Genomic DNA, 21008 nt, shown 5'->3' with positions numbered 1-21008 from the left:
TCACGCCACCATTTAAGCCTCTAGCTTGCGATTAACTTGCGCCACCTCAACAGATCACGGATACATTCATAACTGGGGAATAATGCGGTAATCAACAGGACATGGCTTAACCATTTATCTAACTGTTCCACTGTAAAAAGACCATTTAAGTCAGATCCTTGAACCTGTAACAATGGCGAGTTAAACGCCAGAAAAACAAGCAATAACGCATAGGCTAGATTCATCCCCATATTCGTTAGCAATAATGTTGCCGTCCACACCTGACGGCGCAGTTGCCAAAGACTATTGAAAATAGACAGCAAGATAATGGGGCTAAACCATTGCAGCAATTGCTGTGCATTAACACTGAAGATAACTGAACGTGCCGCCAGTTGCTCGGCGCTCATCCAGACACTATTCCAAATTACTAAGAGTAAAAAAAGATAAGTCGCTAGATCGAAAAACACATCACTAAAGCGGATTTGCTGCCAAGAAGGCACCACTTTGGGCAGTTGTTGCGGTTGCCAGTCTTTATTACAGCCAGCAGAAATTGATTTTCCCTGAATTGAAAAACTCCAAAATGACAACACAATTACGGTAAATGCAAAGCAAGCATCACCGATAAAGCCATGGACAATATGCAGCAGAAATCCTAATAAACTCCCTTCACTCGCACCAAGCCATTGGGTCGCACCGCCAATCACCTGCAATACAAATAAGACGCCCAGCACCATATACAAGGTGTACTTAAACAAAGAGATATCTTCATTAGCCACTATGGGGCTTGGTGGCACAAATTGCCAAGCGACCTGTGCCGGATGTCCCATTTGCTTTAACACTGCGGCGATTTGTGATTCCGACAGCTCACCTTGTTCAGCAAGGGCATCCAATTGATCACAGATATTGGCTTTTAGTTCACGACTAATTTCCTGACGTTTATCTTCGGGCAATTCCCGTTGCACAGCGGCAATATAACGGTCAACTAATTCCATATCAGTTTTCCTCTGTATTCTCATCGGTAACCTGCCCTAGCAAAAATGCTAAAGCCCCATTAAGTTGCTGCCATTCCTCGGTCAGTTGGCTAAGTAACTCAGCCCCCGATGATGACAATTGATAGTAACGGCGTTCGCGTCCTTCAGCCTGTCGCCACTCACTTTCTAACAATCCCTGCTCGGCTAAACGGCGCACTAAGGGATACAGCGTTCCCTCGTCGATATCGATACCGCCGTCCTGCAACTGTTTGCGAAGCGAATAACCATAATGGGGTTGTTTTAACAATCCCAATACCGCCAACACTAATACGCCACGGCGTAACTCGAGTCGCATTTTGACTAGCTGTGAACTTGTCATGATCAATTCCTATTGATTAACACTGTGCCGTACATACTATGTGGCACACAGCAAATACTATGCGACACACAGTAATATGGCAAGTTTTTAGCGCAAAATTTAGTCAAAACGGTTTGGTGAGTTGTTTTTCAAATCAAATAAACCACAAGGTACTGAGGCCATCGCCCGCACAAAGCAAAGTGCATCAATCGCGATGCAACCCAGATACAAATTGCCAAAAGGCTGTAACTTGAGTAACTTAGCTGGCAGCCTTTTATGCAAGTAAATCCAATTAGGCGCAGAATCAACTCATAAGGAAACTATCAATGCTCATGGAGAGAGGCGTTTTAGTACGCTGGAACGATGAAAAGGGATTTGGTTTTATTCAGCCCGATAAAAGTGGTGATCGCGATGTGTTTATCCATATCTCAGTGCTTAAGAAGATGGCGCGAAAACCGAAAGTCGGCGATAGCATTTTATACCAAACAGAAATCCAGAATGACGGCAAAATTAAAGCTGTAATCGCTTCAATAGAGGGCGTTGCGGTACTGGCAGCAACCCCCACATCAACAGCCGCAAGCCGAACGCCGCAGGTCAATCGAGGCAACAAAAGCGCCAATACCAAGAAACCCCAGACATCACTCAACCGTTTGATTTCAATATTATTACTTGTTGCCATAGCGGGATTTGGCTATAAGGCATTTCAGCAAAGGCAAGAGACTATTATTGAGGAAAAACCAGCCGCTTATTCCGAAGTACAATCTCCAAGAACAGTCGAACCTCAATTTCACTGTGAAGCAGGTAAAACGCATTGCAGCCATATGCGCTCCTGTGCTGAAGCGACCTTTTACATTCAAAATTGTCCCAACACGCAAATGGATGGTGACGACGATGGTATTCCCTGTGAAAGCCAATGGTGCAGCTCATCCATGTTGTAACGAGGTAAAACAAAAATGATAAATAAGCTTTCGCATTGGATCGATAAGCTCAGCGGAGCACAAATAGCAGGACTAATAGTATTCGGCATTATCATACTGACGGTGGGTCTATTTTTCGTAGGCTCATTTATCGGCAGCAGTGCCGTAAAATGGGGATTAATTCCGTGATACTCTGCCTGTAAAACCCCAAATTCGATAGGATTGTCCATGCCGACTGCCGTTATCCACACCCTTGAAACACCTGAGCAACTGGATGCCATACTAAAGCAAAATCCAGCGGTATTACTGCTATTTGGTGCGCCAAGTTGTGGGGTATGTCAGGTACTAAAACCGCAAATCGCCGCTATGCTAGCGGAGGATTTTCCCCAAATGCAGTTAGTCTATATCGACTGTGAGGCTCACCTAGAGCTTGCCGCGAGATACAATGTCTTTAGTCTGCCCGTGGTAGAAACAATATTTTATGGCAAAAGCTTTGCGCGCTTTTCGAAGGTGTTTTCCCTCGGCGATCTCAAAGGAGCGATTGCCCGCCCCTATAAATTACTGAATGCAGAATAACTGTCACCAAATAATAAAGAATCATACTTAAAAGGCAGCTAACACATCGGTGTACAGCCTTTTCTAAAATATTTATGCCCCCAAAACATGGACAAAACATAGGACAAAACATTAGGACAAAACATGGACACCCAACCTTAATAGCGAGGTAGCTAACCTCCGACTATGCTTTGGTTAAGCATTGAACAAGGAGGTTTGTATGCCGCGCCCTCGCAGAACTCAGATAAGTCTTGAAGACACGCCCTATTACCATTGCTGTAGCCGCGTGGTGCGGCGGGCATTTTTATGTGGTGATGACAGTTACTCGGGTAAAAATTATGACCATCGTCGAGGTTGGGTAGAATCGCTAATGTTTGAACTTGAAGCTGTTTTTGCTATTGATATCGCAGCCTTTGCCGTGATGTCTAATCATCTGCATCTGGTGTTGCGAGTCGATATCGAGACGGCAAATCGTTGGACTGACCGCGAAGTGCTTGAGCAGTGGCATAAGTTGTTTAAAGGCGATGAGTTAACGCAAAAATTCGCTAAAGGTGAGTTAGTCGAAGCCCATCAGGTCAACCGATTAAAGCACTCAATCGCCCTTTATCGTAGTCGTTTGTGTGATATCTCATGGTTTATGCGCTGCCTTAACGAACCAATAGCAAGGCAAGCAAATCAAGAGGATAACTGTACAGGTCGTTTCTGGGAGGGGCGATTTAAATCGCAAGCCCTACTCGATGAAGCTGCGGTATTAGCCTGTATGACCTATGTTGATTTGAATCCGATTCGAGCGCAACTTGCTGATACACTAGAACAATCCGCCCATACCAGTATCCAACTACGTATTCGGGCCGCATTAAAAGGTGAGCAGCCGAGTAATCTATTACCGTTTATTGGTAACGAGTGTGACAACCAACCCAATGGCATTGCGTTTTCCTTAACCGATTACCTTCAATTGGTGGAAGATACAGGCCGAATCATTCGCAATGATAAACGTGGAAGCATCAGTGAAAATAGTGGTAAGTTACTGACCAGATTAAATATCCCCCATGACAATTGGCTCAAATTGACTACCGAGTTTGGTAAGCTATTTCATGGTCCAGTAGGCACATTACAAGAACTGACTCATTACTGCGAACACTTAGAAAAGCGACGACGGCACTTTGTCGCAAGCTGCCAGCACTTTTACAGTGACTGACAACTGCTTATATCCCTTCGACAACAATCATTGCCTAAAACTTCCCAAGCACTATGGGATGACTTACCTCGTCTGAAATACACTATTTTTTAAGGAATTAGCTCAATTTATTACCTCAGATGCTATCCCTGTGACTTTTGATGGTTCTTTTTTGAACAATATTAACTTTTACAAGTTGTAGGTAAACGGAAAGTGCATTATGTTGTTGATTTAAAATGGGTGGCTCGATTTATTTTCTGACACGAACTATGACACATGATATGGATTATCGGTTAACAGATATTGATACGAGTGGTAAACAAGACCTCCATTTTGAATATGATGTTGCTAATAACATTGACAGTATCACCAATGGTCAAAATACCAGCTATAGCCAAACACTAGGATATGATGATGCATATCGTCTCGAAAGCGTAACGAGCTCGGCTGACAATCAATTTATGACCTACGATGACGTTGGCAATCGTAAGACTCACAGCGTTAATAACCTCAATCATAGCTATCAATACTCATCTATCAGTAATCGACTAAATCAGTATCTGCCGAATGGTGTGGCTAAGAGTATTGGCCATGATGCAAACGGGAACATTATATCTGACAGTAGCCGTGGTAATACTTATACCTATGATGCATTCGAACAACTTATTAAGCTCACTAAAAATGGGGTAGATACTCGCTACGGATATAATGCAATTGGTCAGCGAGCTTATAAGGCCAACGGCAGCAGCACCGAACGTTATGTCTATTCTACAGCAGGATTATTGCTTGCCGAACCAAACAGTGCCCAAGAGTATATTTATTATGGCGGTCAGCCTGTAGGCTATGTCAAAAGCAATCAGCTGTATTATGTCCACAATGATCAATTAGGTAGGCCAGAGTTACTGACCAATACCAGTCAAGCTGTTGTCTGGAAAGCTAACCTGAAAGCCTTTGACCGGACAGTACTAACCAGTAGTATTAGTGAGTTCAACATAGGCTTCCCTGGACAATATTTCGATATGGAATCCAGTTTATACTACAACATGTTTAGGTATTACGATCCTCAACTGGGTAGGTATATTCAAAGCGACCCGATTGGTTTGGCGGGGGGCTCTAATACTTATACTTATGCAGAAAATAACTCTATTGCATTAACTGACCCTACAGGGCTATTTGTTCCAGGGTTTCATAATCGATGGACAAATGAAGCAATGGGAATGTTGGGATGCAGTTGTGGAAGTTTAGGAAGTGATGTTGCAGGAGTTGATTTCAGGCCGGGCAGTCAAATGCCTGAAAATTCTTATACACACCACATGAGAGACGGTAAAGTTGATCAACCTATTCAAGACACAACAGAACTGTATAACGAATTAATAAGCAAGGGGCTAACCAGTTGTAATAAAGATGACTTGGCGGCAGGAATACATGCATTGCAAGATAGTTTTTCCCCTGCTCATAGAGATATGCAACCTTGGAATGGAATGAATTACTTGAACCCAGCAGTTTGGGCTCATGGAGTTCAAGATTCCGTTGCTTCAATTACAACTTCCAATGCTGTACGGGCTGCTACGGCGTCTTACATAAAGTCTTCTGCTTGGTTTAAATTAGGAGGATGTGGATGCTAAAAATATACATTTATATGCTTATTTTTGCTTTTATCTCTGGCTGTTCATCAGCCACAATAACTAGTACACAACATGAATGTGCAGGATATCTTAATAATGAATTGATAAATTTTAATGTAATAGATTATTATGATAATAATAGTTTCAATGAAAATTATAAGTGGGATTACTCAGGGATTAGTCTTGCATCTGTGAAAGAAAAGTATTCTCCATTAAGTAAAATGCTCAGTAATGGTAGGCTTTCTGTATCTTTTAAGGTGCAGAGTGACTCTAAAAATTGGGCAATTACTACTTTGGAAATCATAAATTATGGAAAAGTTTTAAATAAAACATTTCATGGCATGATTTTGGGCTTAAATGAAATAAATGATGAAATGTTTTGGTTGTTGAAGGAGTGAAATCTAAGTCATTTAGATTTGATCATTTTATTGGAGAGGTAGTGGTTCCATCCCATACACCACCGTTGACGAATACAAAGCTCTCATTGGTTAATGTAAATGGAGAAATTATTTGCTCCTCTACAGTTGCAAATGATTTAATTTATCCCAAAGTAGAGACAAATATCTATCATTATTAAAATAACAAAATATCGGGGATATCGGATATCGGGGACAGCCATATCTTTTTGTGTTATTCAGCACCTTCAACTAGGCTTTAAATTATCCTGATTTTGTCTGTGTGGAGTTTGCTATGACTTCGGCCAGAAGACAGCTAATTGATGCTAATGCAACGCCCTTCTATCATGTGATAAATCGCTGTGTCAGAAGGGCTTTTTTGTGTGGTGAGGATAAGCTCTCTGGACGTAGTTACGAGCATCGACGTAGCTGGATTGTTGATAAAATCAAAGCCTTGTCTACGATATTTTGTATCGATATTTGCGCCTACGCGGTGATGAGTAACCATTACCACTTAGTGCTTAAAATAGATGTCGATAAGGCCAAATCGTTAACGCAAAAAGACATTATCAGCCGTTGGTGCCAAATCACTAAAGGCCATGCAATTGCTACTAAGTATATGAATGGTGATGCTTTAATCGAAGGTGAACGCATGTTACTCGATGGCTTAATTACTGAGTGGCATGAACGATTAAGCAGTATTTCTTGGTTTATGCGTTGTTTAAATGAAGAAATTGCCCGTAAAGCCAATCGAGAAGATGAGTGTAAAGGCGCCTTTTGGGAAGGTCGTTTTAAATCGCAAGCACTGTTAGATGAGCAAGCACTACTGGCCTGTATGATGTATGTGGATTTAAATCCAATCAGAGCAGGCATTGCCGATTCTTTGCAATCCTCTGATTTTACATCGATTCAGGAGCGAATTAACTCGCTAGATTCACCCAAGCGCCCATTAGCTATCTCAACGCCACAAACTGACTCCGCAACCAATCAAGCTCATATTCTTCACAAGTATCTCGTCCAATTCGATGGCGCAGCTCACCAGAATCAGCAAGTGGGCATTCCATTTCATTTTGCCGATTATCTCGAACTGATTGATTGGACAGGCCGCGCCATTCGCCTTGATAAGAAAGGCTATATCGATAACCAGAGACCTAAGCTGCTCCATGAATTAGGTATTGCGCCCGATGCGTGGCTCACATCAGCCAAAGAGTTTCGTCGTCAATACAGTGGCATAAGTGGTCGATGGGATAGCATGTGTGCATTTAAAAAGCAGCATAACAGCGGAAAATGGTGTAAAGGTAAAGCCTCAAGCCAAGCGTTACATCCTTAAGTTGCTCACGACTCAGCGTTTAGGATTATTTTTTTATCCGAAATGGAGGTAATTTCGCGCAAAACATAGCACGCTTTTTGTCCCTTTGCTTTTTACGTACATATCGCAAATGGGTAGTTAAAATTGGCATTGGGTCTACAGTGACCGTTGGCGACATGGCAGCTCATTCACATCCATGTGATCGCTGCATTAGTACATCCTGTACCGCAGATGTCGCCGTCGAGCCTATAGGGATACTTCATGTTAAATAAAGAGGCGGCGAGTCACTGGGGAAACAATGACAATAAACTCCATAAATAGATAAAAGATTAATCGCTTTTGTCCCGAAGTGAGCTACAACGGGTATGATACTTTAAAACTTGGTTGTAGCTCGATTCGGACTGAGTAGTAGCAATTAGTATGAATCTTTATTTTGGGTCATGTTTAATCTAAACGGTACTCGCAGGGGTAATTGATTGTTTAGTATCAAACTTTATTCCGCTCCTACAATAATGCCATGACTATTTTGATAATCTAAAACCACTGTATGCGATGGGTTTAGCTAAGGTTAAGCTTGGCTGCGCTTGAGTCAGGCTCAACAAGGTTTGAGTTGTCTTTGCCTTACCGCCGCAGCCACAACTTCTTTTAGCACCACAGCATCCGCCCTTGGCTAAATGTTTTAGGGATGCACGCCCCTGTGATGCTTGGGTTAAACGCAAATTCACCTCTTTACTCTGGGCGAGCAGCGTGGCAATCGATAATTGATTATCCCCTCGGCTCACACTGATCCCTGCATCGAGCAGCTTACCAAGCATACGCTCACCAATATGTTGCACCACCACAATGCTGGTGTGCTGGGCACGAATGACATCTAACAAGGCTTTTTTATCTTGGCAATTGCCGCCAAGGGCGGGGTTCGGGATAGAAAGTAAAAGCTGATGATTTTCATCATAAAAATGGACTTGCTGCGCCTTAGTAAAATGGCTGGCAAGCCGTCCACGGCTAATCGGTAGGGCGATAATCATACTGGGTCCTTATCATTTGGAGTCGGTAATTTCAGCACCAGCCCTTGAGTAATGGCGGTCGCCACTTTTTGGCGAGCACTGGCGAGCAGATAACCAAAGGTTTGCCGCGAGATCCCCATTTGCGCTGCGGCCTCAAGCTGGCTTAAGCGCTGCACATCACCAAGCTCCAAGGCTTCAAACTCGTCGGCAGCTAAAAGGATTTGGGATAAGTTAGCCGCTGGTATGCCATTAGGTTTAAACAGACTACAGGGCACACAACTCGATAATTGACGGCACTTTTTGGGTCTGGGCATTTGTAATTGCACCTCAGGGGCAAATGTTAGAAAGCAATCGAGTATTGACGCTCCCTTTGAATAGTTTTTGGCGTACGCCAAAAACTATTATGGTCATTTACCACTTTTAAACCGAGGTTGTTATCACAGTTTTACTCACCATGATGATAAGGTTCGGCTCGATAGCTAATTCGAGTTACACATCGGCACCCTCACTAATCTCAACCGAATAACCTTCTTCCTGCTTGATAAAATCGACAAAGTTTTTAATGGCTGGCAAGGCATCTTCCCTATGATGGGAGACATACAGCAATTGGCTAAGATGGTGTTCGGCAATCATATTCAGCGCCCGCATCACCAAAATGCGATTGATAAAGTCGAGCCCTTGGTATGGTTCATCCAAAATCAACAATAACGGCTGTTTAATCAAGGCTCTGCCTATAAGCAATAGCCGCTGCTGGCCGTAATCCAGTTGCTTAAAGCCCGTGCTGGCAAACTCACTCATATGCAGTATCGCTAACCATTCCTTCGCCAAATCGACCTGAGCTTTAGTGGGTTTATGGTACAGGCCGATAGAATCGTAAAAACCCGATAGCAAGACATCGAGCGCCGAACAACTCACTCGGTATTGCAAATGCAAGGCCGATGACACTATTCCAATCCGTTGTTTTATTTGCCAAATACTCTCACCACTGCCTCGTGGACGCCCAAAGAGGGTGATATCGTTACTGTAGCATTGGGGATGATCGCCCAAAATCAGCCCGAGTAAGGTACTCTTACCGCAACCATTTGGCCCCCGCACTTGCCAATGTTGGCCCGCATTAATCCGCCAATTCACATCTTTAAAAATCAAGCCGCTAACATATTCCACCTTGCCATTTTTAATCTCAACTAAGGGATCAAAGGCTTCGGCATTGTGGCGTTGGCGTTCCATTAACGCCAACAACTCGGCACTGCGGCTAGCCGAAAGCGCATTTAAGTGTGCCATCACGGGATGACTATGCCATTGCTCAATCGACATGGGTGCACTGAGTTGATGCACATGCTGACCTGATTTGAGCATATCGCTATTAAACAGTGCCACATGGCTAATACAGGGTGGTAACTCTTCTTGGCGGGAGGTGATGATAAGCAACTGAGTATATTCGGCAATTTCAACTAACAGCCGTGATAGGCTGAGTTGATGCTCGCTATCCAACCCAGCGTAGGGGTCATCTAAAATCAATAATTCAGGTTCAGTTGCCAGTGCCCTCGCTAACATCACCCGCCGGGTTTCACCAGTCGATAACTGTCTAAATCCTCTTTGCGCTAAGTGTTCGAGTTCCACTTTTTGTAAAAAGGCGCTCAAACGCTCAGTATGCAAACAAGACTCCAGCACTAAGGATTCAACCGTTGAACCATAGTCGAGTTCATCCTTTGCTAGCTCACGTTCAAGTAATGCCTGCTGTAAACCGAGAGATACCCAACCAATTCGCGACGGTAATCCAGATATCTCGCCTTCATCAGGCTGTATATCACCCGCTAATATTCGCCCAAGGAGTGAGCCGCTATAGCTGTCGGTCGCAAAAATGGCCCAATGTTGCATTGACATTAACTGCCAATCTTCAACGACTAGCAGCTCATTGCCACGACCGTAGCGCAACCCTTTTACAACAAGCGTTTTATCCCCGTACGTTGCACTATTCCCCATCCCACTTCCTTAGGTATTCAACCCGATTAACATTGACTCGACTGAATATGCGTAAAATCTATCATGGCATTGATACTACTGAGTAAATAAGCAGAATGGAATGCCAGCCAGCAATCGCTCAAACACTGATTACCCACAAAAATAAAAAAGCCCACCCGACGAAAACGCGCGGATGGGCTTGAGGTTAACCGCTCACTTTAGATGTCGAAGCGATCGGCGTTCATGACTTTATTCCACGCTTTCACAAAGTCTTGCACGAATCTGTCTTGACCATCCTGTGCACCATAGACTTCAGACACGGCGCGCAATTCAGAGTGAGAGCCGAAGATAAGATCGACAGGGGTTGCCGTCCACTTAAGCTTACCGCTCTTACGGTCTTGCCCCTCGTAAATGCCCTCTTGTTTGGCTGACTTGCTCCACTTAGTTGACATATCGAGTAAGTTAACGAAGAAGTCATTGCTCAGCACACCTGGCTTATCGGTAAATACACCGTGTTTAACGCCAGCACTATTGGCATCCAACGCACGCAAACCACCCACCAGCACAGTCATTTCGGGCACGGTCAGATTAAGCATATTGGCGCGCTCAATCAGCATCTCAGCGGGAGAAAGACTGCTGTCTTTTGAGTAATAGTTACGGAAACCATCGGCCGTAGGTTCAAGCACCGCAAAAGAGTTCACATCGGTTTGCGCCTGTGTGGCGTCCATACGACCTGGGGTAAATGGCACCGAAATCATCACTCCCGCCTCTTTCGCGGCTTTCTCAACCGCGACGCTACCGCCAAGCACAATCACATCAGCTAAGGAGACTTTTTTGCCGCCCTTGAGCGAACCGTTAAAGTCTTTTTGGACTTTCTCAAGCTTAGCCAACACCTTAGCTAATTCTTTTGGATTGTTGGCCTGCCAGTTCATCATAGGCTCTAAACGAATGCGCGCGCCATTTGCCCCGCCACGCATATCGGTGCCACGGAAGCTACTGGCAGATGCCCAAGCTGTTCTCACCAATTCTGGCACCGTTAACCCTGAAGCTAATATCTTATTGCCTAAGGCTTTAATATCGGTGTTATCGATAAGCGGATGATCAAGCGCAGGAATAGGATCTTGCCAAATCAGCGTTTCTGCTGGCACATCGGCGCCTAAATATCTCGCTTTTGGTCCCATATCGCGGTGAGTTAATTTAAACCATGCCTTGGCGAAGGCTAGTTCAAACTCCTTAGGATTTTTCAGGAAACGCGTGGTGATCTCGCGATAAATAGGGTCTTCCTTCAATGCTATATCACTGGTGAACATAATCGGCGCGTGGCGCTTATCCGGTAAGTGGGCATCGGGTACCAGATTTGCCGCTTTATCATCGGCTGGCGTCCATTGGATATGGCCCGCTGGACTCTTGGTTTGTACCCAGTCAAAGGTATACAACCAAGTTAAATATTCCATGGTCCATTTGGTTGGATTGGATGACCAAGCCCCTTCCAGACCACTGGTAACAGTGTCTTCAGAGTGGCCTTTACCACATTTGTTTTTCCAGCCTAGACCTTGCTCTTCAATGCCTGCTGCAGCCGGATCGGCCCCCACGCATTTTGCGGGATCGTGTGCGCCGTGCGCCTTACCAAAGGTGTGACCACCGGCGATTAAGGCAACGGTTTCTTCGTCATTCATCGCCATACGGCCAAAGGTATCGCGGATTTCCTTTGCCGATGCTAAAGGATCGGGCACCCCGTTCGGGCCTTCTGGGTTAACGTAAATTAAGCCCATTTGGGTCGCGCCCATAGGTTTAGCCAATTCGCCCTTTTCGTTGCGTCTTTTACTATCGAGCCACGCTTTTTCTGAGCCCCAATTGACCATTTCGGCTTCCCAGTCGTCTTCACGACCACCCGCAAAACCAAAGGTTTTAAAGCCCATCGACTCTAATGCCACGTTACCGGTTAGCACCATCAAGTCGCCCCAAGAAAGCTTGCTGCCGTATTTTTGCTTGATGGGCCACAACAGACGGCGCGCCTTATCTAAGCTCACGTTATCCGGCCAGCTATTTAAGGGTTCAAAGCGTTGTTGGCCACCCGCAGCACCACCGCGGCCATCAAAAATCCGGTATACGCCCGCGCTATGCCACGCCATACGAATAAAGAAAGGTCCGTAGTGACCATAATCGGCGGGCCACCAGTCCTGAGACTCGGTCATCAAGGATTTGATATCTTTTTTTACCGCATCGAGATCTAAGGTTTTAAAGGCTTCGGCATAGTTATAATCACTGCCATAGGGATTGGATTCAATCGCATTTTGACGTAATGGACTGAGATTTAATTTTTCAGGCCACCAAAATTGATTACCTGTGACTTGCTCTTGCGCTGTGGCCGTTCCCGCCCCCAATGCGAGAGACATAGCCAAAGTTAACGCCGATAGCGTAGGAAGGGTGTTTATTTTCATGATCGTTACCTAGTTTCGTCCTGTTCGGCCCATTGATTTGTATTAACAATGAGCCATCCGCTTGCTGCTTGACGGCATACAGCAATCCTTATCGTTGTGTTACTCCAAGGCAAAATTGTCATATGCCGTTAACACAACCGAGATTGCAGTCTAATGACAGGCTTCTAAGTAATTGAAACGATTAATACCGATGATTGGAATCGCGAAAATAGATTAACGATGGTTAATTTATGAAAGCATTAAGAAAGTTGCCGCTTACCGAAATCCATACTGTATTAGTAGTCAACTTATAGGGAATGACTATGGTATAAAATTGTTCATCCAAAAGGTTTAGCTATCTGTGATAGCATAGCGGCCGTTTTCCGTTAACGTTGATAAGGTATTGCAATGAATCCGATTATTGCCATCTTAAAAGAACACAATGTCACTGATGCAAAAATTAACGAGCTTTTTCAAGCATTAACCGATAATCCCCTGATGGCGATGGGCATTATTGGCCAGCTCGGTATTCCACCTGAAAAACTGCAACAACTGATCGCTCTGGTAATGCAAAACCCTGCCGTGATTAAAGAAGCGGTACTCGAGCTGGGCTTAGATTTTGCTAAGGTTGAAGCCGCTAAAGCGCAGCTACAAAAGTAATTTATCCCAGCCAATCGGCTTATAAAGGCAAAGCAGTATTGGCTTTGCCTTTTTATTCAAATTGTTATCTCTACCCTTTCACACTGCTACACAAAGATATAAAAACCTTATCGCCCCTCGCGGACAATATTTGCTAGAGTGTTGCAACACGCCATCATAACCAAAAGTGATTGAAAGGAATCAAGATGCGCCCACCTATTCGTCTATTTGCATTACTGTTGCCCGCACTGTTGTTGGGTTGTCAAAAGCAAACTCAAGCGCAACATGCACAAGGTATGGACAAACCCGCCGAGCAAACGAGTTCACAAACAAGCACGGCTCAAGCAATTACAGTAGAGATCAATCCGCTCAATATGGATAAGCGCGAAAGTCAGCAACAGCAAGCTGCTAAACAAGGTGTTAACAAGCCAAGTATTTCACCTAAAGGAGAAGGTATAATGCTGCAAGGCACTGTAAGATATCTCAATTTAGAAGGGGGTTTTTGGGGGATTATCGCCGACAACGGCCAAAAAATATTGCCTAAAAATCTGCCGCAGGAATACCGCAAAGACGGCATACGTTTAAGTTTCACCGCCCTGGAAATCACCGGCATGATGACTATTCAGCAGTGGGGTAAACTATCAAACTTGAGTGATATCACTGTCATCGGCCAAGTCGAGAGCCAATCGGCCGATCCACGACTCTAACAAGCCTTGGCCTGAGTGTGAGCCGCAAGCTACAGGCAAAAACTCAGGCCACACTTATTGAACATCGAACATCGAACATCGAACATTGAACATCGAGCGAATAGCATCCCCTCGTTCAGGCAAGGTATCCTAAGTACGCACACATCAGGTGATGGTGCCACATCCGATGGCTCAAAGGATACATGCCACACGGGTCTAACATTAAGACTGCTCCGACACCTTGTCCAGCTCAGCTTGCCACTCTTCAATTACTTCCTTTGCCGCTCTAAAGGCTTCAATGCCCGACGGCATACCGCAATAAACGGTTGAATGTAAGAGTACTTCTTGTATTTCTGCAACTGTGCAGCCATTGCGCAAGGCACCGCGAACATGACCTTTTAACTCAGCTGGCGCTTTTAGTGCCGCTAAGGTTGCGATGGTGATTAAACTGCGCGTTTGCAGCGGTAATCCCTCGCGAGACCACACTTCACCCCAACAATTGGCAGTCACTAACGCCTGTAATGGCTGGGTAAAATCCGTTGCGCTGCTAAGGGCCTTATCAACAAAACTGTCACCCATCACAGCGCGGCGCACCTTAAGCCCTTTTTCATATTGCTCTTCGTTCATCTGACAATCCTTTTACTCTACACTCTGACAAGGTTAACTGGCTCAATAGATAATTCCCTTTAAAAACATCATTCACAGGCTTTGCATCGATCACATTATGGCAATTAAAACCTGACCTCAAGGTAAATTCCATATAAGCTATCGCGCATATTCAAGGTAAGAACAATTCTCATTTATAAAAAGGTGATTGATGAAACCATTGCCGCTCAGTCTATGTGCCCTTGCCGTCGCAAGTGCATTGCCCGCTTGGGCAGACGAACAATCTAAACCACTTATTCAAGAAGTAATTGTGGTCTCAGGTTCCCGTATGGAACAAAACATTGAACAGGTGGCAGGCTCTATTTTGGTCATAGATGAACAAGCCATCGAACGTAATATGAGCAATGATTTTGGTAGCCTGTTCCGTAATGAATCGGCAGTCGATATCAAGGGTGGTGCAGGTAAACCGACCTCAGTGACCATTCGCGGTATCGGCGGCAACCGAGTCATGATGGTAAAAGATGGCGTACGGGTAAATAACCAGTATGCTTCGCCGTTAGGCCCAGGTGCTGAAGGCACAGGCCGTGGTTTAACCGAAGTGCAAAGTCTTAAGCAAATTGAAGTAGTTAAAGCCGCTGCATCCACTATGTACGGCTCCGATGCCCTCGGTGGCGTAGTCGTGATGCGCACCAAAGATGCCAGCGACTACCTGCGGGGCGAAGATTATTATGTGTCGCTCAATGCGGGTTACACAGGCATCAATAACGAATACTCCGGCGGTTTTACCAGTGCAGCGGCCTATAGCGATTTTGAGAATTTGCTCACCTATCAGCATCGCAAAGGCGAAGAGTTACCTAACTACTTTGATACTCAGCCTGAAAGCGATCTGTTACAGGACAGCCTGCTATTCAAGAGCAAATACCGCTTTAATGAGCACACCACAGTGCAGCTCACCCTCGACTACCTAGAGCAAACGCTAGAACGCTGGGAAGATAAGCTCAATCGTGCCCAAGTACCGCAGGAGCGGATTGATACCGATCGCGATACCCAAGTGATCAACGGCGCCCTGCAATTGCGCTCCGATAAAGCCACGTATTTACACGATGATTTGACCGTTACCGCCTATTTTGGCCAAACGGAGCAACTCGAACACCGTGATTATTTTGATTTGCGTACCACAGCGCGCCCACTCACCGAATATCGCGACTATAAATTTAAAGATCAACGGCTTGGATTAACCAGTACCTTTAGTAAATACCTAGGCGCAGAGGGATACGGCCATCAGCTCACCTACGGTATGGACTATGAATGGTCCAAAATGATGCGCCATCGCAACAACAATATCGCTAGCAGCGGCGGTGATTGGCAAACCGAAATCCCCTTTACCTTTGCCGATACCGATAGCAACCGTTTAGGGCTATTTTTGCAGGACGATATCACCCTGTTAAATGGGGATTTAAACCTGATTGGCGGTTTACGTTATGACTATTTCCGTAATAGCCCCGACCAACAACAAGCGATGGAAGCAGGTAAAGATCCAGCCGACTTTGCGGTAATGAGCGACACCTTTTGGTCACCCAAAGTGGGGCTCGTTTATAAACTTACCGACACAGTGAGTGCCTACGCCCAATATGCCTATGGCTATAAAATGCCTACGCCCGATCAAAAATGGGGGGAGTTAGAGGTCGATGGCGGCTCGATGACCGATGTGATCATTCAAGCCAACTATGACTTAAAGTCTGAGCAATCCCACACCTGGGAACTGGGTATCCGTGGCAACCATGCAGATACTCAATATGAACTCACCACCTTCTACACCCACGCGGTCGACTTTATTGACTGGCAATATGTCAGCTTTAAACCGCCAGTGTTTGGTCCGGTGATGCAGCCCATGGAGTTCAAATACCAGTACTTCAACCGCGATCAAGTGACCCTCTATGGCGCAGAGGCCCAAGCCAACCATTGGCTGACAGATACCATAGAGCTATGGGGCAATATCTCCTATACCCATGGAACCGATGAAAACGGTCAATACCTTAACAGCGTTAGCCCGCTAAAAGGTAACCTAGGGGTGAATTGGTATAGCAATATTGGTGGAATGGAAACCGATATTGGCGCAGTAGTACGCTGGGCCGATAAGATGGACCGCACCCACGATATCAACCTGACCATCGATGATATTTGCGTGATGGGCCAATGTATTCCTAAAGAAAGCTTTAACGAAGTCTACAACACCGCCGGTTACGCCGTGTTTGACTTAACCATGGGCCTGCACGTTACCGACAATCTGCATCTGCGTGCTGGGGTGTATAACCTGTTTGATAAGGAATATGTTGACTACGCTGATGTGGCTGGCCAATCCGTGTTCTTACTCAATAGCACCATGAACTTGCAAAAGGATGATTTCACCCAACCTGGGCGTTATTTCAACCTGAGTGTTAATTATCAGTTTTAATTCAAGCTGTTGTACTTTCTAAGCGATTCCCCGGTGTTTACCGGGGAATGTTTAGCAATCTCTCTGAGCCATACACTCAATCAAAATCGCAGCTTCATCCCCTGATTTGTAATCAAGCGCTCGCAACAACAATGACTCATTTTATCGCGTATGCAGGGTTGCGGTGTTATCGAGCTGGCCATTGGCATCAACCCGCACCAGTACTGAATGGTCTTTGGATAATTTCACAAACTTTATCTGTTCTGCTTCAGGCTGTTGCCAGTTAAGGATAAAGAGCGAAGCGTTTTCATCCTGCTCAAAGCCGCGCTCGGTATTCAACTCCCCAAATGTTGCCAAGCCATCAACGGTCATTCGATATTGGTTGCCTTGACCAATAATTTCCAGCGTGACGGGCTTAGTATTGATGACGCCACGGTATACCACGCCATCAAATTTATCGTAGGCGGTATTATCCGCGCTGTGCTCACACTGACCTGAGTGTTGTTCAGAGCCGCTGACAGGCTGGCAGTGATTAGCTTCGCTCACCTCCGCTTGCTGGGCATATCCCCATGCTGGCAATAACACCAGCACGCCAATAAGAGATGCTAATTTTCTGCGATTTATCAATGCCATTCCTATCAACGCCATTTCCAGCCGTGTCGTCGCCATAAGCCGATGGTGATGATGCTAACCGCTTAACTTACTCTTGTCAGCAAGCAAACGGCTAGCCGCACTAATTTGCACTGAGATTGGGGATCTGTTGCTGACTATAAAACAGCGCCACATCCTGTAATTGCTCGGCAGTCAACGCACTAACCTGTGATTGCATTAACGGATCGAGGCGTAAGCCCGCTTTGAAATCGACTAACTGCTTATTAAGGTAAGCCGGTTTTTGCCCCCTTAAATTGGGGAATTGCTTGGCCATGGCGATCATCGCCAGCCCATGGCATGACTCACATTGAGCCGTGGCCAGAGCCTTACCCCGCTCGATATCGGCTTGATAACCTTCGGCATAAACCGCTGTGGATAAGCCGCACAGGACAAGCAAACTGACGATAAACGTTTTCATTGAGATCCCTTAGCGGCAGGTTTAGCTGGCGGTGGTAACTGGCTTGCGTCAAGGGGCAGACGCCTAAAGAGGGTCATATCCATTTCAGCTTGACCATAATAGGTACTGAGGTAGCTCAACGTCGGCTCCCACGTATCCGACAAATCCCATAAGCCTTGGGTATCCACCATCCACTGCAAGGTTTCTTTCCAAAAGGCTTTATCACCGCGATTTTGGGTAACAATCATACTGGTGTGACAGGCATTGCATTGATAATTAACCAACTCCCAACCGGGCGCCATAATAAGGCCCGATTGAGGGTCCACGGGATACTCGGTGGCGAACGACGCCCCAGTGAAAAGCAGCCCACACATGATCAGCTTATTGACATGCGCTCTCATCACACCACCCTAACGGCAATACGGTGGCAACCATTAAACATATATCCCTTAGGGTTCCATTGTGGCTGTACAACGGGCTGGCTATCACCTTCGCTATCGGTCGCTTTGGCCCAGATTTCGTAATAGCCCTGTGTTGGCAGCTGCAACTCAATGCTCCATTGCTGCCATGCGGTGGCGTTTTTCGGTTTTTGTAGCTCCGCGACAAACCAACGGGTGCCATAATCGTAACTCACCTCCACCTTCACCACTTCGCGCACGCCCGCCCACGCATGGCCCGCAACCGTCAGTTTTTGCCCTTGAGCCAGTTCAGTGCCAGATTGTGGTTGAGTGATCAAAGACTTCACGATCATTTCTTCAATAATTCGATAGTCTTTTTCAGCAACCGTCTCGCCGGGTGCAATCGGATATTTAGGCACTTGATACGCTGGCGCTGCCATTTTATGCCCGTCGTGGACTTTATTACGCACACTGATCCCCGTTGCCGCTTTTTGCGAAACCGATCCCGGCCGGCCACCAAATACGATACGTAGGGGATAACCATGCAGGTAAGGAATATCCTCACCATTCATCGACCACGCGATTAGCCCAAGCTCTTCGAGCGCCGCCTTGATAGGAACACCGCGGGAAATAGCCTCACCTTTTCCGCTCAAATGCACATCAGCCCCGTGGTGGCCGGTGTAAACCGCATCGGCTTTAACACCACAATCCTTAAGCACATCGCTCACCAACACCCCTGTCCACTCGGAACAAAATACCGCTGAGTTATTCCACTGATTGCCCTTAGTGCTCGGGAAAAAGCCCGCGCGACTATTACCGCCACATTCAATCAATAGCTGTAAGGTATGATGTTTAAAGCGGCGCTTTAACTCATCAATGGTGTAGGTTTTAGGGGTGATAACCGACTCGCCATCCACTGTAAAAGTCCAGGTTTTAGCATCCAGCGTCTTAAAATCAGGCACTATGCCATTCCAGCGGATAAACGAAACATCGGCAGGCGTCACCGCAGGCGCAAGCATATGCTCTGGCGGATACGCATTCAGCGGATTAGTGTTTAATACTTTGCAATAACTCGGTAAGTCCTCAGCCTTAGTCCAAGTTAATGCCGAAATATCCAAAGCACTCACCCCAGCAGGAAGCTTATCGGCAAATACCCACTTAACCGGCAGCGCGGATAACACCGACGTCGCTACCGCACCTTTTATAAAAACTCGACGATTAAGATCCATGTTATTTGTCCTTTCCGAGGTAAAAGTATTCCGCCATCTGCTGCATATCCGCCTCACTCAACAACTGAGCGACTTTAGTCATAGTGGGGTCTTGGCGCGTGCCAGCCTTAAAGGCTCGAAGCTGCTTCAACAGATAATCCGAGTTTTGCCATCCAATATTCGGAATATGTTCAAAACGACTCATGCCAGACTTGCCATGGCAGGCCTTGCACATATTCAACAATTTATTGCTCTCATCGGCGTGGGTTACCGCCGGTAACATAAGCATCAGCACACCCGCCGAATAAATCACTCGCAGCAACATCCGTTATTCTCTTCAGTTAGTGTTCATCACGACGACTGTCATTGAACGTAGCCATTCAGATAACATTAAGTTACATCAATGCTTATCGAGGTTTACATTCAATACAATTGAGTCAAAAGCTCAAGAGAAGTGACTTGTATTAGTAAGTAGTAAAATGACAAGCCATTGATTAGAAAAGGGAGATGGTTTGTGGCCTTATGGCCAAGTGGAATTAAAGTCGTGGGGCTTCAACCCCTGATTTTTTAATAAAGAGTCGACCAAGAGGGGGAAAAACGCCTGTTCCCCTTTTGCATTATTCATAAAGCGAAGCCTCGGCGCCCCTAGCGAAGTTACATGCATTAACGCTTTATTTATAAATCAGCCTTGGTCTTATGGATAAATAGCTATCGCTTCCGAAGGCTCCACTTTACATCCATGTAAAGCCCTCCAGTTCGGCAGTCCCAGCCTCTCGCTCATAAGCGCGAAAATCACCGATTTTCATTCGCCCCTGTACCTACGAAAGCTAGCCGGACATCTGATAGGCAGGAGGCCTGAATGTCGTGAAGTGCATGGTCAATGATGTTCCATACATCATACTGACATTTTCCATTTCCCTATGGATCAGATGCACGAGAACGACCATGACCGGACTCACGCAATTTATTCCAACGCCCTGCGGCAACTTCGCAGGGGAAGGTGAACTCCTGTGACTACAGAGCGAATTATTAATCCCCAAAGATCTGTGCCTGTTCGAGCTTTCACTCATATCGATTAAGCGTGCCAATAAATACCTAGGTATTTATTGCCCTTTAATTAGCTGTATTCATCAAGTGATGTCTAACTAAAATCATATTTGGTGTATTCATTTAGCTCAGTAAGCCGCATTCCTCCGTTATGGAAAATGATCTGATCCAGTAATAGTGGACACTTTGCTAAGCACTATTTTTTAATTCAAAGTTTTCAGGGCTTAAGTACCCAAGAGCACTATGCCGTCTGGTTCGATTGTAATCAAC

At 45.6% G+C, this 21008-nt stretch carries 21 protein-coding genes; 9 read left to right on the top strand and 12 right to left on the bottom strand.

Going from position 1 to position 21008, the window contains the following annotated elements; translation table 11 throughout:
- Positions 1 to 20: 20 nt before the first annotated feature.
- The gene (locus tag M0413_RS12920; protein ID WP_037414273.1) at positions 21 to 971 is read right to left on the bottom strand and encodes an HAAS signaling domain-containing protein; all 951 of its coding nucleotides are present in this window, start codon (positions 969 to 971) and stop codon (positions 21 to 23) included.
- 1 nt (position 972) lies between these two features.
- The gene (locus M0413_RS12915; protein WP_037414271.1) at positions 973 to 1329 is read right to left on the bottom strand and encodes a PadR family transcriptional regulator; all 357 of its coding nucleotides are present in this window, start codon (positions 1327 to 1329) and stop codon (positions 973 to 975) included.
- 305 nt (positions 1330 to 1634) lie between these two features.
- Here M0413_RS12915 and M0413_RS12910 point away from each other — a divergent pair, with 305 nt between their 5' ends.
- The 6 genes from M0413_RS12910 to M0413_RS12885 all read left to right on the top strand — a co-directional run bounded on the left by M0413_RS12910 (position 1635) and on the right by M0413_RS12885 (position 7307).
- Positions 1635 to 2246 (top strand): excalibur calcium-binding domain-containing protein, encoded by a 612-nt coding sequence (locus M0413_RS12910; protein WP_249554491.1) that lies wholly within the window; start codon positions 1635 to 1637, stop codon positions 2244 to 2246.
- 207 nt (positions 2247 to 2453) lie between these two features.
- A complete protein-coding gene (locus tag M0413_RS12905; RefSeq protein ID WP_169548405.1) occupies positions 2454 to 2801 on the top strand; it encodes a thioredoxin family protein in 348 nt (115 codons plus the stop codon).
- Positions 2802 to 3000: 199 nt separating this feature from the next.
- On the top strand, positions 3001 to 3978 hold the full coding sequence (locus M0413_RS12900) for a transposase (protein WP_249554490.1): 978 nt from the start codon (positions 3001 to 3003) through the stop codon (positions 3976 to 3978).
- A 248-nt stretch (positions 3979 to 4226) separates the two neighbouring features.
- The gene (locus M0413_RS22945; protein ID WP_283771956.1) at positions 4227 to 5582 is read left to right on the top strand and encodes an RHS repeat domain-containing protein; all 1356 of its coding nucleotides are present in this window, start codon (positions 4227 to 4229) and stop codon (positions 5580 to 5582) included.
- On the top strand, positions 5576 to 5980 hold the full coding sequence (locus M0413_RS12890) for a hypothetical protein (protein WP_249554488.1): 405 nt from the start codon (positions 5576 to 5578) through the stop codon (positions 5978 to 5980). Before M0413_RS22945 ends, M0413_RS12890 begins: the two co-directional genes overlap by 7 nt.
- Before the next feature lie 292 nt (positions 5981 to 6272).
- Entirely contained in the window at positions 6273 to 7307 is a 1035-nt protein-coding gene (locus M0413_RS12885; protein ID WP_203432239.1) for a transposase, read from the top strand.
- A 500-nt stretch (positions 7308 to 7807) separates the two neighbouring features.
- On the opposite strand, the gene M0413_RS12880 is transcribed toward M0413_RS12885, so the two are convergent.
- The 4 genes from M0413_RS12880 to katG all read right to left on the bottom strand — a co-directional run bounded on the left by M0413_RS12880 (position 7808) and on the right by katG (position 12693).
- On the bottom strand, positions 7808 to 8311 hold the full coding sequence (locus tag M0413_RS12880) for a NifB/NifX family molybdenum-iron cluster-binding protein (protein ID WP_037414203.1): 504 nt from the start codon (positions 8309 to 8311) through the stop codon (positions 7808 to 7810).
- On the bottom strand, positions 8308 to 8604 hold the full coding sequence (locus M0413_RS12875; RefSeq protein ID WP_198783622.1) for a DUF134 domain-containing protein: 297 nt from the start codon (positions 8602 to 8604) through the stop codon (positions 8308 to 8310). The genes M0413_RS12880 and M0413_RS12875 overlap by 4 nt, the downstream gene beginning before the upstream one ends.
- Before the next feature lie 175 nt (positions 8605 to 8779).
- Positions 8780 to 10273: an ATP-binding cassette domain-containing protein gene (locus M0413_RS12870; protein WP_249554486.1), complete on the bottom strand. Its 1494-nt coding sequence runs from the start codon at positions 10271 to 10273 to the stop codon at positions 8780 to 8782.
- 197 nt (positions 10274 to 10470) lie between these two features.
- On the bottom strand, positions 10471 to 12693 hold the full coding sequence (gene katG, locus M0413_RS12865) for a catalase/peroxidase HPI (protein WP_249554484.1): 2223 nt from the start codon (positions 12691 to 12693) through the stop codon (positions 10471 to 10473).
- 387 nt (positions 12694 to 13080) lie between these two features.
- Between katG and M0413_RS12860 the strand changes: the two genes are divergently transcribed.
- A complete protein-coding gene (locus tag M0413_RS12860) occupies positions 13081 to 13332 on the top strand; it encodes a DUF2999 family protein (protein WP_249554482.1) in 252 nt (83 codons plus the stop codon).
- Between the two features lie 185 nt (positions 13333 to 13517).
- Positions 13518 to 14018, top strand: a complete 501-nt coding sequence (locus tag M0413_RS12855) for a hypothetical protein (RefSeq protein WP_249554481.1) — start codon at positions 13518 to 13520, stop codon at positions 14016 to 14018.
- A 201-nt stretch (positions 14019 to 14219) separates the two neighbouring features.
- On the opposite strand, the gene M0413_RS12850 is transcribed toward M0413_RS12855, so the two are convergent.
- Positions 14220 to 14624 (bottom strand): carboxymuconolactone decarboxylase family protein, encoded by a 405-nt coding sequence (locus tag M0413_RS12850; protein ID WP_249554479.1) that lies wholly within the window; start codon positions 14622 to 14624, stop codon positions 14220 to 14222.
- A gap of 190 nt (positions 14625 to 14814) precedes the next feature.
- Between M0413_RS12850 and M0413_RS12845 the strand changes: the two genes are divergently transcribed.
- A complete protein-coding gene (locus M0413_RS12845; protein ID WP_249554478.1) occupies positions 14815 to 17058 on the top strand; it encodes a TonB-dependent hemoglobin/transferrin/lactoferrin family receptor in 2244 nt (747 codons plus the stop codon).
- A gap of 141 nt (positions 17059 to 17199) precedes the next feature.
- Here M0413_RS12845 and M0413_RS12840 read toward each other — a convergent pair whose 3' ends face one another.
- From M0413_RS12840 to M0413_RS12820, 5 genes are all read right to left on the bottom strand, one after another.
- A complete protein-coding gene (locus M0413_RS12840) occupies positions 17200 to 17670 on the bottom strand; it encodes a hypothetical protein (protein ID WP_240199973.1) in 471 nt (156 codons plus the stop codon).
- A 100-nt stretch (positions 17671 to 17770) separates the two neighbouring features.
- Entirely contained in the window at positions 17771 to 18106 is a 336-nt protein-coding gene (locus M0413_RS12835; protein WP_037414218.1) for a c-type cytochrome, read from the bottom strand.
- A complete protein-coding gene (locus tag M0413_RS12830) occupies positions 18103 to 18486 on the bottom strand; it encodes a cytochrome c (RefSeq protein WP_037414220.1) in 384 nt (127 codons plus the stop codon). The genes M0413_RS12835 and M0413_RS12830 overlap by 4 nt, the downstream gene beginning before the upstream one ends.
- Complete coding sequence (locus M0413_RS12825) at positions 18486 to 19712, bottom strand: sulfite oxidase (protein WP_249554476.1); 1227 nt, start codon at positions 19710 to 19712, stop codon at positions 18486 to 18488. The genes M0413_RS12830 and M0413_RS12825 overlap by 1 nt, the downstream gene beginning before the upstream one ends.
- 1 nt (position 19713) lies before the next feature.
- Positions 19714 to 20016 carry a c-type cytochrome gene (locus M0413_RS12820; RefSeq protein ID WP_133179628.1) on the bottom strand — a complete coding sequence of 101 codons (303 nt, stop codon included), beginning with the start codon at positions 20014 to 20016 and terminating at the stop codon, positions 19714 to 19716.
- Between the last annotated feature and the right edge of the window lie 992 nt (positions 20017 to 21008).

This window comes from Shewanella sp. 8A, from assembly GCF_023475945.1.
Classification (GTDB): domain Bacteria; phylum Pseudomonadota; class Gammaproteobacteria; order Enterobacterales; family Shewanellaceae; genus Shewanella; species Shewanella xiamenensis.
The sequence above is the reverse complement of the archived record's forward strand: the minus strand, read 5'-3'. Positions and strand labels throughout refer to the sequence as shown.